Below are 14,687 nucleotides of genomic sequence, written 5' to 3' on the forward strand. Positions count from 1 at the left end.
CTTTGCTTCAAGGACAAGATCAAAAGATCGCAGCCTTCGGCAGCTCCTACAAGGACCGTATGTGAGTACCCCGCGCAACACCCACCTGATCGTAACCGCCCGGCTGATCTCCGATTTCGGCGCCTTCCTCAACATGGTCGCGCTGGCCACTTACGTTTATCTGCTGAGCAACAGCGCCATGAGTGTCGGCATCTTCCTCGCCAGCCGCGTCAGTGGCGGGATTTTTGCCAGTCTGATCGGCACACGCTTCTACCGGCGCTGGCAGGGCCGCGCGCCGCTGATTGCTTTCGATCTGTTGCGCGCTGCACTGCTGGGGCTGCTGTTGGTCACACCGGCGAATCAGCAGGCATGGCTGTTGCCAGTCATCGCCTTCGGCCTTGGCCTGGGCAATTCAATGTTCGCCATCGGCCTCAACAGCCAGTTGCCGCGCTTGATCGACCCGGCGCACCTGCTCAAGGCCAACGCCTGGATCACCTCGGCGTCCTCAGCAGCCATGGTCGGCGGCAGTCTGGTGTCGGGGTTGCTGGTGGCCGCTTTCGGTTTTGAAACGGTCTTCGCCCTCAATGCGCTGACCTATTTGCTCGCGGCGCTGCTGATCGTGCCCCTGCGTTTCGAGAAGGCAGATATCAGCGAACAGCCGGAACGCGGTGAATGGTTTGCGCTTCGGCAGGGCCTGCGTTCGGCGCCTGTGGTCGCGGCCATGCTCGCGTTGACCATGGCCGACACCTTGGGCAGCGCCGCGCACAACGTCGGCTTCCCGATCATTGCGAAACTGCTCACCCCGGACGCGGCCAGCACGACGTTGGGCCTGGCGCTGGCGGTATGGGCCAGCGGCAAACTGCTCGGCGCGCGCATCGCCAGTCGTCTGAAGGGCTCGGAGAATCGCCATCTCGAACGCAGGTTTTTCTGCGGCGTGGCGCTGATGTCCTGCGGCTTCATTCTGATGTTCCAGCAACACAGTCTCTTGGGACTGCTGCTGTTCGCTTTGCCGGCGGGACTGGGCGATGGCGTTTCCGAAGTGAGCCTGCTGTCACGGCTGCAACGGGAACCTGCGGCTTTGCGCCTGCCGATTTTCAGTGTGCTGACCTTGCTGCAGATGACCGGTTTCGGCATCGGCATGCTGGTTGCCGCACCGTTCTATGGGTGGTGGACGCCGGGGGCCGTGGTCATGCTGTTCCACGGCATTCCCCTCGGCACCCTGTGCGTGGTGACGCTGTTGCGGATCAGGCGCGAGCGGGTTGCGCGCAGCAGCCCGACGCCAGTTCCTTGAGGATCGGGCAATCCGGGCGGTGATCACCGCTGCAGTGCTCGACCAGATCCTGCAGGGTGTCGCGCAACTCGCCGAGCTCGCGGATCTTCTGGTTCAGCTCGTCGATGTGCTGGCGCGCCAGTGCCTTCACATCGGCGCTCGCGCGCTGGCGATCCTGCCAGAGGGTCAGCAGCTTGCCGACCTCCTCCAGGGAAAAGCCCAGATCCCGCGAGCGCTTGATGAACGCCAGCGTGTGCAGGTCATCGCTGCCGTATACGCGGTAACCGCTGTCGGTGCGATTGGCCGCCTTGAGCAGGCCGATCGACTCGTAATAGCGAATCATTTTTGCACTCAGGCCACTCTGCCGGGCCGCTTGGCCGATGTTCATCGGTGTTCCTCCAGGTCCTTGGGTTTCCAGGTTTTCAACAGTAGCGCATTGCTCACCACACTGACGCTGGACAGCGCCATCGCTGCACCCGCCAGCACCGGATTGAGGAAGCCGAACACCGCCAGCGGAATGCCGATCAGGTTGTAGACAAAGGCCCAGAACAGGTTCTGACGAATCTTCGCGTAGGTCTTGCGGCTGATCTCCAGTGCCGCGGGCACCAGTCGCGGATCGCCGCGCATCAGGGTGATGCCGGCCGCATGCATGGCGACGTCGGTGCCGCCGCCCATGGCGATGCCGATGTCTGCGGCGGCGAGCGCCGGGGCGTCGTTGATGCCGTCGCCGACCATGGCGACCACACCGGTTTTCTTCAGCTCGGCGACGGTCGCGGCCTTGTCCGCCGGCAGCACTTCGGCGTGAACATTGCGGATGCCCAGCGCTTCGGCCACCACCCGTGCGCTACCACGGTTGTCGCCGGTCAGCAGATGGCTGTGGATATCTCGGGCGGCGAGTTGTTGCACCGCTTGCAGGGCGCCGGGTTTCAGCGTGTCACCGAAGGCGAACAGACCGAGGACGCGTGGTTCAGGACTTTGCTCGATCAACCACGACAATGTGCGGCCTTCACTTTCCCAAGCCTCGGCGGATGCGCTCAATTCACCGGCACTCAAAGCGCTTTCATCGAGCATCCGCCGATTACCCAGCGCCAAGCGCCGGCCATCCAGCGTGCCGGCAATGCCGCGTCCGGTCAGCGACTGGCTGTCGCTGACATCGGGCACGTTCAAGCCGCGTTCGGCGGCGGCATCCAGCACCGCTTTGGCCAAGGGGTGCTCGCTGCCGCGCTGCAACGCGCCGGCCAGTCTCAGCAGGTTGTTTTCGTCTCCATCGATCGCATTGAAGTGGGCGATCTGCGGTGTCCCCGAGGTCAGCGTGCCGGTCTTGTCGAACACCACAGTGCTGACTTCATGGGCGCGCTCCAGCGCTTCGGCGTCCTTGATCAGAATGCCGTGGCGCGCGGCGACGCCGGTGCCGGCCATGATCGCCGTCGGGGTGGCGAGGCCGAGGGCGCACGGGCAGGCGATCACCAGCACGGCGACGGCATTGATCAATGCGGTTTCCAGCGGCGCGCCATACAGCCACCAGCCGATCACCGTGGCCAGGGCGATCAGCAACACGGTCGGCACGAAAATCCGGCTGACCTTGTCCACCAGTTTCTGGATCGGCGCTTTCGCCGCTTGTGCGTCTTCGACCAGACGAATGATCCGCGCCAGCACGGTTTCCGCGCCAAGCGCCTGGGTGCGCACCAGCAAACGACCCTCGCCATTGATCGCGCCGCCAGTGACCTTGTCGCCCGGCTGTTTCGGCACCGGCAGGCTTTCGCCGCTGATCAGCGCTTCGTCGGCGTGGCTCTGGCCGTCGACGACTTCGCCATCCACCGGGAAGCGTTCGCCGGGTTTGACCAGCACCAGATCGTCGAGGCGCAGGGCGCTGATGGCAACGTCCTGCTCACGGCCATTGACCACTTGAATCGCCCGCTCCGGCCGCAGTGCTTCAAGAGCGCGAATGGCGCTGGCGGTCTGGCGTTTGGCGCGGCTCTCGAGGTATTTGCCGAGCAGCACCAGGGCGATGACCACGGCCGAGGCTTCGAAGTACAGATGCGGCATGCGTCCGGCGGCCGTCGCCCATTCATACACGCTCAGCCCATAACCGGCGCTGGTACCGAGGGCGACGAGCAGATCCATATTGCCGGCACCGGCGCGCACGGCTTTCCACGCCGCGACATAAAAGCGTGCGCCGAAGACGAATTGCACGGGTGTGGCGAGGGCGAATTGCGCCCAGGCCGGAAGCATCCAGTGAATGCCGAACGGCTGCAGCAACATCGGCAACACCAGCGGCAGCGCGAGGGCGATCGCACAGATCAGTGCCCAGCGCTCGCGGTGCAGGCGTTTTTGCTGGTCGTCGGATCGCGGCCCTTCGGCTTGCCAGACGCTGGCCGAATAACCGGCCCTGCTCACCGCATCGAGCAGGGGCTGCGCATCGACCTGACCGAGCAGTTCGATATGCGCACGTTCGTTGGCCAGATTGACGCTGACACTGTTCACGCCGGGGACTTTGCTCAGGGCACGCTCGACGCGACCGACGCAGGACGCGCAGGTCATGCCGTCGATGCTTAGCTCAAGGGTTTGCCGGGGCACGCTGTAACCGGCGCGCTCCACGGCTTGCATCAGCGCCGGCAGGCTGTCGCCGGGCGCCTGCACTCGAGCCTGCTCGGTGGCGAGGTTGACGCTGACGGCGCTGGCGCCGCTGACTTTGCGCAGAGCCCGCTCGACACGCCCGGCGCAACTGGCGCAGGTCATGCCGGCAATCGGCAGATCGAAAGTGGTGGATTCGGACATCGGTCGCGCTCCCTGTAGTGGATGCCTACAGGATCAACCTTGCCATGCGGGCAAGGTCAAGCACCATTATTCACCCCACTGCAAAACGAACTGTGGGAGCGAGCCTGCTCGCGAAAGCGCCGGTTCAGTCAACATGATTGCTGAATGATGCACCGCTTTCGCGAGCAGGCTCGCTCCCACAGGTCGGGTATTGGCTCAGTAACCCAGGCCAGCCGGCTTCAGGTACACGCCTTCAGCATTCATCGCCAGGCGGAACTTCAGCACATCCCCGGCATGCAGCACGACCTCCTGCGAACCCGGCGCCAGCATGCCGGGATTGCAACCCGGTGCCTGCCCCGGCAGCAGTTTCAAGCGCAGCGAAACCTTGCCCGGCGGCAGGTTGAAAGAAGTGCTCTGCTCCTGAAACAGTCGCGCCGAGAGCTGGTCCTGGATGTACACGCCGATCTCGCACGAGGTCGCGACTTCGAGGCGCTCGCGGGAAATGATCAGTACCGCGTAATCCTCGCCGGCGGCTTGCACCTGCGGGACGGCGGTGAAAAGGCTGAGCAAGCCAAACAGGCTCAAAGCTGACCAGCGCATGGCTGAATCTCCTGAATTTCAGTCATTGATGCACGCAGCTTGGCCGAGCGCGGCGCCGATTGCCAGCCCGGCAGTTTTTCGCAGAACTTGACCTTGCCATCGTGGCAAGCTTGAAACTTCCGGCAACCTCACTCAAAGGAGTCTTCCCATGCAAGTGTTCAACGTTCAAGGCATGTCCTGCGGTCATTGCGTCAAAGCCATCACCCAAGCGGTGCAGGCCATGGATCCGGCGGCCAGCGTGCGGGTCGACTTGGCAGCCAAAGAAGTCGGCGTCGAAAGCGCGCTGAATGCCGATCAGGTCATCGAAGCGATTCGCGAAGAAGGTTATGAGGTGAAGCTCGTCTGAAATTGATCGTTAGCGAGCTATCGGAATGTTCAAGGCGTCCGGGCACGGCTAGACTGTCGGGCTGCGACTTGCCCACCTGGATGCCTGATGAATTTCCGCACGATTTTGATACTCGGCGCCTTGAGCGCCTTCGGTCCTTTGGCGATCGACTTCTATTTACCCGCGTTTCCGGCGATGGCCCTGGCGTTCGGCACCGATGAGCAGCATGTTCAGCTGACGCTGGCGGCGTACTTCCTCGGCCTGTCCCTCGGCCAACTGGCGTACGGGCCGATTTCCGATCGTTTCGGCCGGCGGCTTCCACTGCTCAGCGGCGTCGCCCTGTTCACCCTGGCGTCATTGGCCTGCGCCTACGCGCCGAGTCTGGAATGGCTGATCGGCGCGCGTTTCGTCCAGGCATTGGGCGGTTGCGCAGGCATGGTGATTTCCCGTGCGGTGGTTGCCGACAAGTGCGACGCAGTGGGCTCGGCGAAGGTCTTTTCCCAACTGATGCTGGTGATGGGCCTGGCGCCGATTCTGGCGCCGATGCTCGGCGGTCTGCTGGTCAACACCACGGGTTGGCAGTCGATCTTTCTGGTGCTCACCGGGTTCAGTGCGGCGGCGGGCCTGGCGGTGGCGTTGGGGCTGCCGGAAAGCATGCCGGCCCACGTGCCGCGCCAGCCGCTGTCCGGCGCATTGCGCCAGTACGCGCGACTGGTCAAGGATTCGGTCTACCTCGGCCATGCCCTGACCGGTGGCATCGCCATCGCCGGGATGTTCGCCTACATCGCCGGCTCACCATTTGTGTTCATCAAGCTCTACGGCGTACCGGCCGAGCATTTCGGCTGGCTGTTCGGCACCAACGCGGCAGGCTTCATTCTGGTGGCGCAGGTCAATGCGCGGCTGCTGGCCAAACGTGGCCCGGCGTTTTTGCTGGTGCGCGCCGTGTGGGTGTACTTCCTCGCCGGACTGACCTTGCTGGCGGTCAGCGCAATGCGTCCTGATGCCCTGTGGCCGCTGCTGATTCCGCTGTTCATCTGCATCGCCAGCCTCGGTTGCATCATTCCCAACGCTTCGGCCTGCGCGATGAATGGTCAGGGCGCCCGGGCTGGCAGCGCTTCGGCGATGCTCGGTTGCCTGCAATTCAGCATCGCCGCCGGGGCAGCTGCATTGGTGGGTGTGTTGCACGATGGCAGCGCCGTGCCGATGGCCATGGTCATCAGCCTGTGTGGTTTGCTGGTGGTGAGCGTCGCGCTGCTCACCCGGCGTCTGCAGAATGCCCGGGCGCTGGCGCAAGCCCAAGCTTAGAGGCTTGAAAACTCAGCCAGCGGCGCGCTGCTGGCTGGGTTCGGGGATCCGGTGGGGCGCGCCGAGTCGCGCTTCTAGGGTGCGCGTGAAAGCCAAAGCTTCGGCTTCACTGCGAAAGGTCACGACATGCTGGTCCAGACGTACCTGCCACTGAGACTTCGCCACTTCTTTTATCAGGATCTTCATTGCTGACCTCCCTTGCGTAAAAGATGTATCGCAGAGGCTTCGATTGTAGACCCCTATATCCGCGCAATTGTGACAAGGGTCAGGCAACTGACTGACGGCAAAAAGCCCCGCAACCGCTCTGGCATCACGAGCGACTGCGGGGCTTTTATTGTTTAGAAACCTTCTAAAACAATTTTCCCCTTGGCCTTGCCGCTTTCCAGCAGCTCATGGGCGCGCCGCAGGTTGGCCGCGTTGATCACGCCGAAGTGCTCGCCCAGGGTGGTTTTCAAAGTCCCGGCGTCAATCAGCCCGGCGACGCGGTTGAGCAGCTTGTGCTGTTCGATCATGTCTGGCGTTTCGAACAGCGATCGGGTGTACATGAACTCCCAGTGCAGCGACAGGCTCTTGCGCTTGAGCAGGCTGATGTCGAGCGACTTCGGATCGTCGATCAGCGCCAGTTTGCCTTGCGGCGCGAGGGCTTCGACCAGTTGCGCGAGATGCTGATCGGTCTGGGTCAGGCTGGCGACATGGGTCACGCTGTCGATGCTGGCGCGTTTCAACTCTTCGCTCAGGGGCTGACTGTGATCGATAACCAGATGGGCACCGAGTTCGCTGACCCACTCACGGGTTTGTGGACGGGAAGCGGTGCCGATGACTTTCAGGCCGGTCAACTGCCTGGCCAGTTGGGTAAGGATCGAGCCAACGCCCCCCGCCGCACCCACGATCAGCAGGCTCTGGCCTTGATCGGTGTTGCCTTCGCTGATCTGCAGGCGCTCGAAGAGCAATTCCCAAGCAGTGATCGCGGTCAGCGGCAGCGCGGCGGCTTCGGCAAAACCGAGGGACTTGGGCATGTGGCCGACGATGCGTTCGTCGACCACGTGCAGTTCGCTGTTGCCACCGGCCCGGGCAATCGAACCGGCGTAGAAGACCTTGTCACCGGCCTTGAACAGGGTGACGTCGCTGCCGACCGCCTTGACCACACCGGCAACGTCCCAGCCCAGCACTTTCGCCGCGCCGTTTTCCGGCGCCGCGTTCTGCCGCACTTTGGTGTCGACCGGGTTGACCGAGATGGCTTTGACCTCCACCAACAGGTCGCGCGGGCCGGCGACCGGCTCTGGCAGTTCAATGTCCTGCAGGGACTTGGTGTCGCTGATCGGCAGGGACGCGTAATAGGCGATGGCTTTCATGGATGGCTCCGTACAGGTGATAGAAGAAGAAAATCGGGATGAATTCGATGGAGGCCATCATTGGCTATTTCTCTGCGCGATAAAAGCGGCTAAAAGAGCAGGCTCTTTCAATATTTTTTTGATAATCGAGGCTGTGCATGCTGCGTTTTGATGACTTGCAGTTGTTTGTCCGCGCGGCGGATCTGGGCAGCCTGTCGGCGGCGGCGCGGGGGATGGACATGTCGGCGGCGGTGGCCAGTGCGGCGTTGAAGCGCATCGAGCAGCAACTGGGCGCACGCCTGCTGGCGCGTTCGACCCGCAGCCTGCGTCTGACCGCCGAAGGTGAAGGCTTCCTCGAATACGCCCGCGCCGCCCTGAGCAATCTCGACGAAGGCCGCCGCCTGCTGGCCAGCGGGCAGGATCAGGTCAGCGGGATTTTGCAGCTTTCAGCACCCTCGGACTTCGGTCGCAATCTGCTGCTGCCGTGGCTCGACGCGTTTCAGCGGGAACACCCGAAACTGACGGTGCGCCTGCTGCTGGGTGACCGCATCGCCGATCTGTTCCGGCAACCGGTGGACATCGCCTTGCGCTATGGCGAGCCGGAAGATTCCAGCCTGATTGCCTTGCCCATCGCGCCACACAATCGCCGGGTGTTGTGCGCATCGCCCGACTATGTGGCCCGACACGGCGAACCGCGCCAGCTCGAGCAACTGGCCCAGCACAACTGCCTGTTGTACATGCTCGGCAGCCGCGTTCACGACCACTGGAGTTTTCACGATGGCAGGCGCGACGTCAGCCTGACCGTCAGCGGCGATCGCTTCAGCGATGATGCCGACGTGGTGCGGTTATGGGCGCTGGCCGGTGCCGGGATTGCCTATAAGTCCTGGCTCGACGTGGGTACCGATGTGCTCGCCGGGCGCCTCAAGGTACTGATGCCGGAACTGCTGTGTGAGCGCGCACCGCTGAATCTGTTGTGCGCCCATCGCGCACAATTGAGTAAGCCGGTGAACCTGCTGAGGGAGATGCTCGCCAGTCGATGCGCCGAATTGAGTAGTCAATTTCCCGCTTTCCACAAAGTTGATCATTAGTCGCAGGCAAATAGAGAAATTTCTGTCAGGAACAATCGCCACCTGCGCAGGCCCGGGCGCAGGACGTCTGGCGTAACCCGCTTATACTAGCGCCCGCCTCATGCCTGCACTGACACCCGGCGCGCAGACCCCGTAACGCGTTGCCGGCTTTTGGTGACGGTTGCAACTTCTGCTGCCAGGTTGTGTGCCGGAGCAGCTGGTGTCGGTGGCATCCCTTGCCCCCGATCCAGGGCGATTTTCGCGTGTTGGCCGATCATCCGTTAGCGGCCAAGATGTCTCCGAGCGGTAGACGATACGATTCAACAGGGAGTGAACATATGGAACATGCACCGTGCATCAGCCAGATCGCGACATTGCTGGCCGACCCCAAGCGCAGCGCGATGATGTGGGCGTTGATGGATGGCTCGGCGCGGCAAGCCGAAGAGCTGGCGCTGCTGGCCGGGCTCTCGCCGTCGTCGGCCAGTGCGCATCTGGGGCGACTGTCCGCGGGTGGTCTGTTGAACGTCGAAATGCGTGGGCGCAAACGCTTCTTTCGCCTGGCGGCTCCGGAAGTCGGGGCGGCGATCGAGGCATTGGCCAGCGCCACCATTGCCAGCGCGCCACGGCAAATCCCCGCTGCGCTGAAACGCACCTCGACCATGGTCAGGCCGCAGGCGGCGCCGTCTTCGCTGTTGCGCGCGCGGTTCTGCGACGATCATCTGGGCGGCACCCTGGCAGCCGACCTGTATCAGCGCCTGCTCGATGCCGGCTGGATCGAACAGCTTGAGCAGCGGGTGGTAGTGACGCACAAGGGCTCGACCCGACTGGCCCAGCGCGGCGTGTTCATTCAGGCCCTGGCGCACCGCAACGTGCAGGTGGCCTGTGCCTGCCCGGACTGGAGCGAGCGCCGTCCGCACATGGGTGGCTCACTCGGCGCGGCGCTGTTGCAGTTGTTCATGCAGTCCGGCTGGCTGACCTTGCCCAACGATTCCCGCGCCTTGCAGTTGACCGCCACCGGCCAGCGCGAGATCCATCGCTTTGCCAAGGAAACCGAGCTGGAAACAGCGTTCTAGAGCATTGCCCTGCAATGAGCTGAAGCGCAACGTCGTCTACGGCTGTGAACAGGTCGTATCCAGTACGGCCTCCGAATGACCATCACGCACACTCGATCCGGGGATTTTCCGGATGGGGGAGCGCAACATGAATACACAACGCTTTAGCGCGGCTGAGCGCCTGGAACGGCTGCCGGTCAGTGGTTATCACCGCGTCATTTTCATCATCATCGCCTTGGCATTTTTCTTCGATTCCATGGATCTGGCGATGATGACCTTCCTGCTCGGCTCGATCAAAGCCGAGTTCGCCCTGAGCAGTGCACAGGCGGGGCTGCTGGCCAGTTCGAGCTTTTTCGGCATGGTGCTGGGGGCGTCGTTGTCGGGGATGCTCGCCGACCGCTTCGGACGCAAACCGGTGTTTCAGTGGAGCATCGTGCTGTGGGGCGTGGCCAGTTACCTGTGTTCAACAGCGCAGACGGTGGAGACGCTGACGCTATTTCGTATCCTGCTGGGAATCGGCATGGGCATGGAGTTTCCCATCGCGCAATCGATGCTGTCTGAGCTGATTCCGGCGCAGCGGCGCGGGCGCTACATCGCCCTGATGGACGGCTTCTGGCCGCTGGGGTTTGTCGCGGCTGGCGTGCTCTCGTACTTCCTGCTGCCGCTGATTGGCTGGCGCGATATCTTTCTGGTGCTGGCAGTGCCGGCGGTGTTCGTTCTGGCGATCCGCTTTTTCATTCCCGAGTCACCGCGCTGGCTGGAACAGGCCGGCCGCGACGCCGACGCGGACAAGGTGCTGGACGGCATCGAAGCGCGGGTGCGTGCTTCCATGGGCGGTGCAGCGTTGCCGGAACCGGTTCGTCTGCCGCGCACGGTGACGCCACCGGGCAATTTCTTCTCGGCACTCAAGCAGATCTGGTCGCCGCAATATCGCCAGCGCACGACGATGATCTGGAGCCTGTGGTTCTTTGCATTGCTGGGTTTCTACGGGCTGACTTCATGGCTCAGCGCATTGTTGCAGCAGTCGGGTTTCGCCGTGACGCAGTCGGTCTACTACACGGTGCTGATCTCGCTGGGCGGGATTCCCGGGTTCCTCATGGCGGCGTGGCTGGTTGAGCGTTGGGGGCGCAAACCGGTGTGCATCGTCACCTTGCTTGGCGGCGGGGTGATGGCGTTTCTGTATGGGCAGAGCGCGGTGTTCGGCGGCAACGTGGCGTTGCTGATCGGCACCGGGCTGTTGATGCAGTTCTTTCTGTTCGGCATGTGGGCGGTGCTCTATACCTACACGCCGGAGCTGTACCCGACGTCGGCACGGGCGACCGGCTCGGGATTCGCCTCGGCGATCGGCCGCGTCGGTTCGTTGCTCGGGCCACTGGTGACCGGACTGGTATTCCCGATTACCGGGCAGGGCGGAGTGTTCGCGCTGGGCGCGGCGTGCTTTGCGATAGCGGCGGGGGTGGTGTGGCTGTTCGGGATGGAGACGCGGGGCAAGACCCTTGAGGAGCTCACCGAAGCAGAAATTACCGGCTGAAAACAGTCAAATTGTAGGAGTGAGCCTGCTCGCGATAGCGGAGTGTCAGATATGGATTTTCCAACTGACACTCCGCTATCGCGAGCAGGCTCACTCCTACATGGGTCTTGCGCTGAGACTTATGGTTTTACCAACCGCGCATCCAGGCTGTTCTGCGCCAGGCGCTTGGCCTGATCCTGGGTCATGCCCAGATGTTCGTGCAACGCGTGGAAATTCTCGGTCACGTACCCGCCGAAATACGCCGGATCGTCGGAGTTCACCGTGACCTTCACGCCGCGCTCGAGCATGTCGAGGATGTTGTGCTGCGACATGTGATCGAATACGCAGAGCTTTGTGTTCGACAGCGGGCACACCGTCAGCGGGATCTGCTCGTCAATGATCCGCTGCATCAGGCGCTCGTCTTCGATGGCGCGTACGCCATGGTCGATGCGCTGGATTTTCAGCAGATCGATAGCTTCCCAGATGTACTCCGGCGGGCCTTCTTCGCCGGCGTGGGCAACGGTGAGGAAGCCTTCGTCGCGGGCGCGATCAAAGACGCGCTTGAATTTGCTCGGCGGGTGGCCCATCTCGGAACTGTCGAGACCGACCGCGACAAACGCATCACGGAACGGCAGCGCCTGATCGAGGGTTTTCTGTGCTTCGTCTTCGCTGAGATGGCGCAGGAAGCTGAGGATCAAACCGCTGCTGATGCCCAGTTGCGTCTCGCCATCCTTGAGGGCAGCGGCGATGCCATTGAGCACCACTTCGAACGGGATGCCCCGATCGGTGTGGGTCTGCGGATCGAAGAACGGTTCGGTATGAATCACGTTCTGCGCCTTGCAGCGCAGCAGGTAGGCCCAGGTCAGGTCGTAGAAATCCTGCGAGGTGCGCAGCACATCGGCGCCTTGGTAATACAGGTCGAGAAATTCCTGCAGATTGTTGAAGGCGTAAGCCTTGCGCAGGGTTTCCACGTCGCTCCACGGCAGGGCGATCTTGTTGCGCTCGGCCAGGGCGAACAGCAGTTCAGGCTCCAGCGAACCTTCCAGATGCAGGTGCAGTTCGGCTTTGGGCAGGGCGTTGAGCCAGTCGTACATAGTCTTTTCTCATCAGGTGCAATGCCGGCATTCTACAGAGGCTGGCCGCAACAATTGGCAAAACCTGACCAGGTGATCGATCAGACAGCCTCTTGCTCGCGGCGATAGGCGTAGGTATCGGCGAAGCGCGAGAGCAGGAATTCAGCACAGGTGGTCGTCGGATATTTCGCCGGATGCTGCGCGTCCTGACAACCGGGCAGGCATTCAATGCGCGTGTCCGGGTGCGGTTCGGCGAAGAACGGCATCGAATAGCGATCCACGCCCAGCGGGCTGATCACCCGGTGCGGGGTCGAGCGATAACGGTCGTTGCTCCAGCGCGCCATCATGTCGCCGAGGTTGACCACGAACGTGCCGTCAATCGGTGGCGCGTCGATCCATTTACCGTTGACGTTCTTCACCTGCAAGCCGCCGGCGCTGTCCTGGCAGAGCAAAGTGATGCAGCCGTAATCGGTGTGGGCGCCGGCACCTTGCTGCTCGGCGGAATTGGCGGTGTGGCGCGGCGGATAATGGATCATGCGCAACACGCTGACCGGCTCGACAAAACGCATATCGAAGAAATCGCGCTCGATGCCCAGGGCAATGGTCATCGCCCGCAACAGGGTTTGCGCCAGCGCCTGCATGTCGAGGTAATGCTGCTCCATCAGCGATTCCCAGCCGGGTTGCGTCGGATGGCGATTGGGGCCGCGCAAGGGTTTTTCCGCGAGCACCTCGGGATGCTCGGCCGGCAGGTGCAGGCCCATATCGAAGGTTTCTTTGAGATCGCTGGGTTTGTCCGGGTCCAGTTGCTCGGTGGCAATCGCACCGTACCCGCGATGGTGGCGGGTCTGGGTGATATCGATCTGGAGTTTTTCCGCGGCGGGCAGTGCGAAGAAACGCTGGGCGTGATCGAGCAGGGCGTCGATGCGCTGTGGGGAAACCGGATGGCCCTTGATATAGAAAAAGCCCCACTCGCGACAGGCGTGGTCGATCTGTTCGGCCACGACGGGCCAGGCGTTTTCATCGGTGCTGTAGAGCGGACTGATGTCGATGATGGGGAGCTGATCCATACACAATCCTTGAGGACACAGAAGATCAAATGTAGGAGTGAGCCTGCTCGCGATAGCGGTGTACCAGGCAACACTTTTGCTGAATGAAACACCGCTATCGCGAGCAGGCTCACTCCTACAGGGGATGGTGGTGGGGCTGGGATTATTTCGGCATCTCGGCCTTCATGCCTTCAACGTAGTAATTCATCGACGCCAGTTCCGCGTTGGTGGCACTCACGCCTGCGGGGATTTTTTCGGCGCCGGCCTGATCCTTGATCGGCCCGGTGAACGGCTGCAATGCGCCGCTCTTGATGTCGGCAATCAACTGCTCGGCCTCGGCTTTCACCGGCGCCGGCACCAGGTCGCTGATCGGCAGTTCCACCGTGCCTTCCTTCAACCCGCCCCAGTAATCCTGGGATTTCCAGGTGTGATCGATCACCCCTTGCGTTGCCTGAATGTAGTGCGGCGCCCAGTCGTTGACGATTGAGGTCAGCACCGCTTTCGGTCCGAAGTGGGCCATGTCGGAGGCGTAACCCACGGCATACACGCCCCGTCGCTCGGCAGCCTGAATCGGCGCCGGGCTGTCGGTGTGCTGGAACACCACGTCGACGCCCTGGTCGATCAGCGCGTTGGCGGCATCGGCTTCCTTGCCCGGATCGAACCACGAGTTGACCCAGACCACTTTGATTTCGGTGCCAGGGTTGTACTTGTTCAAGGCCAGCTGGATGGCGTTGATGTCGCGGATCACTTCCGGAATCGGGAACGAGGCGACGTAGCCGATCTTCCTGGTCTTGGTCATCTTCGCCGCGAGGAATCCGCTGACGTAACGGCCCTCGTAAGTGCGCGCGAGATAGGTGCCGAGATTCTTGTCCTGCTTGTAGCCGGTGGCGTGTTCGAACGTCACCTTGGGAAATTGTTTGGCGACTTTCACCGTCGGGTTCATGTAGCCAAATGACGTGGTGAAGATCAGATCGTATTTGTCCTTGGCCATGTTGCGGATCACCCGCTCGGCGTCGGCGCCTTCGGCGACGTTTTCCACGTAGTTGGTGGTGATGTGCGTGCCGAATTTCTCCGCCAGCGCCTTGCGCCCCTGTTCGTGCTGATACGTCCAGCCGTGGTCACCGATCGGGCCGATGTAGACGAAACCGACCTTCAGCGGATCGGCAGCGCTGGCGCTCAGGCTGATTCCCAGACCGATGGCGGCGTACAGCAGTTTGTGCAGCGGACGTATTGGCATGAACCCGAACCCCGTTTTGTTGTGTGTGCTCAGGGCCAATGCAAATTGCTGACCAACAGGACAACAAACTTTCGAGAACCGCGTGATGGCTATCGCGAGCAGGCTCACTCCTACAGGGGAATGCATTTCAACTGT

General features: G+C 62.3%; 14 protein-coding genes. 6 read left to right on the forward strand and 8 right to left on the reverse strand.

What is annotated here, in order from left to right; translation table 11 throughout:
- Positions 1–61: 61 nt before the first annotated feature.
- Positions 62–1,270 carry an MFS transporter gene (locus tag DCO47_RS20485; protein ID WP_116658803.1) on the forward strand — a complete coding sequence of 403 codons (1,209 nt, stop codon included), beginning with the start codon at positions 62–64 and terminating at the stop codon, positions 1,268–1,270.
- On the opposite strand, the gene cueR is transcribed toward DCO47_RS20485, so the two are convergent.
- The 3 genes from cueR to DCO47_RS20500 form a co-directional block, all read right to left on the reverse strand.
- Entirely contained in the window at positions 1,224–1,637 is a 414-nt protein-coding gene (cueR, locus tag DCO47_RS20490) for a Cu(I)-responsive transcriptional regulator (RefSeq protein ID WP_016771827.1), read from the reverse strand. The genes DCO47_RS20485 and cueR overlap by 47 nt on opposite strands.
- Positions 1,634–4,027, reverse strand: coding sequence for a copper resistance metal-translocating P1-type ATPase CueA (gene cueA / locus DCO47_RS20495; RefSeq protein WP_116658804.1), 2,394 nt, complete (start codon positions 4,025–4,027; stop codon positions 1,634–1,636). The genes cueR and cueA overlap by 4 nt, the downstream gene beginning before the upstream one ends.
- A gap of 195 nt (positions 4,028–4,222) precedes the next feature.
- Positions 4,223–4,606, reverse strand: a complete 384-nt coding sequence (locus DCO47_RS20500; RefSeq protein ID WP_064362928.1) for a hypothetical protein — start codon at positions 4,604–4,606, stop codon at positions 4,223–4,225.
- 148 nt (positions 4,607–4,754) lie between these two features.
- Between DCO47_RS20500 and DCO47_RS20505 the strand changes: the two genes are divergently transcribed.
- Both DCO47_RS20505 and DCO47_RS20510 read left to right on the forward strand, forming a co-directional pair.
- A complete protein-coding gene (locus tag DCO47_RS20505; protein WP_042609764.1) occupies positions 4,755–4,952 on the forward strand; it encodes a heavy-metal-associated domain-containing protein in 198 nt (65 codons plus the stop codon).
- Between the two features lie 87 nt (positions 4,953–5,039).
- Positions 5,040–6,236 carry a multidrug effflux MFS transporter gene (locus DCO47_RS20510; RefSeq protein ID WP_064362926.1) on the forward strand — a complete coding sequence of 399 codons (1,197 nt, stop codon included), beginning with the start codon at positions 5,040–5,042 and terminating at the stop codon, positions 6,234–6,236.
- A gap of 12 nt (positions 6,237–6,248) precedes the next feature.
- On the opposite strand, the gene DCO47_RS27080 is transcribed toward DCO47_RS20510, so the two are convergent.
- The gene (locus DCO47_RS27080; RefSeq protein ID WP_165839218.1) at positions 6,249–6,422 is read right to left on the reverse strand and encodes a hypothetical protein; all 174 of its coding nucleotides are present in this window, start codon (positions 6,420–6,422) and stop codon (positions 6,249–6,251) included.
- 152 nt (positions 6,423–6,574) lie between these two features.
- On the reverse strand, positions 6,575–7,588 hold the full coding sequence (locus DCO47_RS20515) for a zinc-binding alcohol dehydrogenase family protein (RefSeq protein WP_116658805.1): 1,014 nt from the start codon (positions 7,586–7,588) through the stop codon (positions 6,575–6,577).
- 137 nt (positions 7,589–7,725) lie between these two features.
- Between DCO47_RS20515 and DCO47_RS20520 the strand changes: the two genes are divergently transcribed.
- From DCO47_RS20520 to DCO47_RS20530, 3 genes are all read left to right on the forward strand, one after another.
- Positions 7,726–8,655 carry a LysR family transcriptional regulator gene (locus DCO47_RS20520; protein ID WP_116658806.1) on the forward strand — a complete coding sequence of 310 codons (930 nt, stop codon included), beginning with the start codon at positions 7,726–7,728 and terminating at the stop codon, positions 8,653–8,655.
- A gap of 317 nt (positions 8,656–8,972) precedes the next feature.
- On the forward strand, positions 8,973–9,707 hold the full coding sequence (locus DCO47_RS20525) for a helix-turn-helix transcriptional regulator (RefSeq protein ID WP_042609768.1): 735 nt from the start codon (positions 8,973–8,975) through the stop codon (positions 9,705–9,707).
- 127 nt (positions 9,708–9,834) lie between these two features.
- The gene (locus tag DCO47_RS20530) at positions 9,835–11,217 is read left to right on the forward strand and encodes an MFS transporter (protein ID WP_116658809.1); all 1,383 of its coding nucleotides are present in this window, start codon (positions 9,835–9,837) and stop codon (positions 11,215–11,217) included.
- Positions 11,218–11,336: 119 nt separating this feature from the next.
- Here the strand turns inward: DCO47_RS20530 and DCO47_RS20535 are convergent, their stop codons facing one another.
- From DCO47_RS20535 to DCO47_RS20545, 3 genes are all read right to left on the reverse strand, one after another.
- Positions 11,337–12,290: an adenosine deaminase gene (locus tag DCO47_RS20535; protein ID WP_024011466.1), complete on the reverse strand. Its 954-nt coding sequence runs from the start codon at positions 12,288–12,290 to the stop codon at positions 11,337–11,339.
- Between the two features lie 80 nt (positions 12,291–12,370).
- The gene (locus DCO47_RS20540) at positions 12,371–13,336 is read right to left on the reverse strand and encodes a 2-oxoglutarate and iron-dependent oxygenase domain-containing protein (protein WP_116658807.1); all 966 of its coding nucleotides are present in this window, start codon (positions 13,334–13,336) and stop codon (positions 12,371–12,373) included.
- A 142-nt stretch (positions 13,337–13,478) separates the two neighbouring features.
- On the reverse strand, positions 13,479–14,552 hold the full coding sequence (locus tag DCO47_RS20545; protein WP_116658808.1) for a BMP family ABC transporter substrate-binding protein: 1,074 nt from the start codon (positions 14,550–14,552) through the stop codon (positions 13,479–13,481).
- Positions 14,553–14,687 lie beyond the last annotated feature (135 nt).

This window comes from Pseudomonas sp. NDM (assembly GCF_003105095.1).
GTDB classification, from domain to species: Bacteria; Pseudomonadota; Gammaproteobacteria; order Pseudomonadales; family Pseudomonadaceae; genus Aquipseudomonas; species Aquipseudomonas moraviensis_A.

Excerpts from the sequence above, each read along its gene's own strand:
- DCO47_RS20500 (WP_064362928.1), bottom strand. The coding sequence starts at position 4,606 with ATGCGCTGGTCAGCTTTGAGCCTGTTTGGCTTGCTCAGCCTTTTCACC.
- DCO47_RS20545 (WP_116658808.1), bottom strand. The coding sequence starts at position 14,552 with ATGCCAATACGTCCGCTGCACAAACTGCTGTACGCCGCCATCGGTCTG.
- DCO47_RS20535 (WP_024011466.1), bottom strand. The coding sequence starts at position 12,290 with ATGTACGACTGGCTCAACGCCCTGCCCAAAGCCGAACTGCACCTGCAT.
- cueR (WP_016771827.1), bottom strand. The coding sequence starts at position 1,637 with ATGAACATCGGCCAAGCGGCCCGGCAGAGTGGCCTGAGTGCAAAAATG.
- DCO47_RS20505 (WP_042609764.1), top strand. The coding sequence starts at position 4,755 with ATGCAAGTGTTCAACGTTCAAGGCATGTCCTGCGGTCATTGCGTCAAA.
- DCO47_RS27080 (WP_165839218.1), bottom strand. The coding sequence starts at position 6,422 with ATGAAGATCCTGATAAAAGAAGTGGCGAAGTCTCAGTGGCAGGTACGT.
- DCO47_RS20515 (WP_116658805.1), bottom strand. The coding sequence starts at position 7,588 with ATGAAAGCCATCGCCTATTACGCGTCCCTGCCGATCAGCGACACCAAG.
- DCO47_RS20540 (WP_116658807.1), bottom strand. The coding sequence starts at position 13,336 with ATGGATCAGCTCCCCATCATCGACATCAGTCCGCTCTACAGCACCGAT.
- DCO47_RS20530 (WP_116658809.1), top strand. The coding sequence starts at position 9,835 with ATGAATACACAACGCTTTAGCGCGGCTGAGCGCCTGGAACGGCTGCCG.
- DCO47_RS20525 (WP_042609768.1), top strand. The coding sequence starts at position 8,973 with ATGGAACATGCACCGTGCATCAGCCAGATCGCGACATTGCTGGCCGAC.
- cueA (WP_116658804.1), bottom strand. The coding sequence starts at position 4,027 with ATGTCCGAATCCACCACTTTCGATCTGCCGATTGCCGGCATGACCTGC.
- DCO47_RS20510 (WP_064362926.1), top strand. The coding sequence starts at position 5,040 with ATGAATTTCCGCACGATTTTGATACTCGGCGCCTTGAGCGCCTTCGGT.
- DCO47_RS20520 (WP_116658806.1), top strand. The coding sequence starts at position 7,726 with ATGCTGCGTTTTGATGACTTGCAGTTGTTTGTCCGCGCGGCGGATCTG.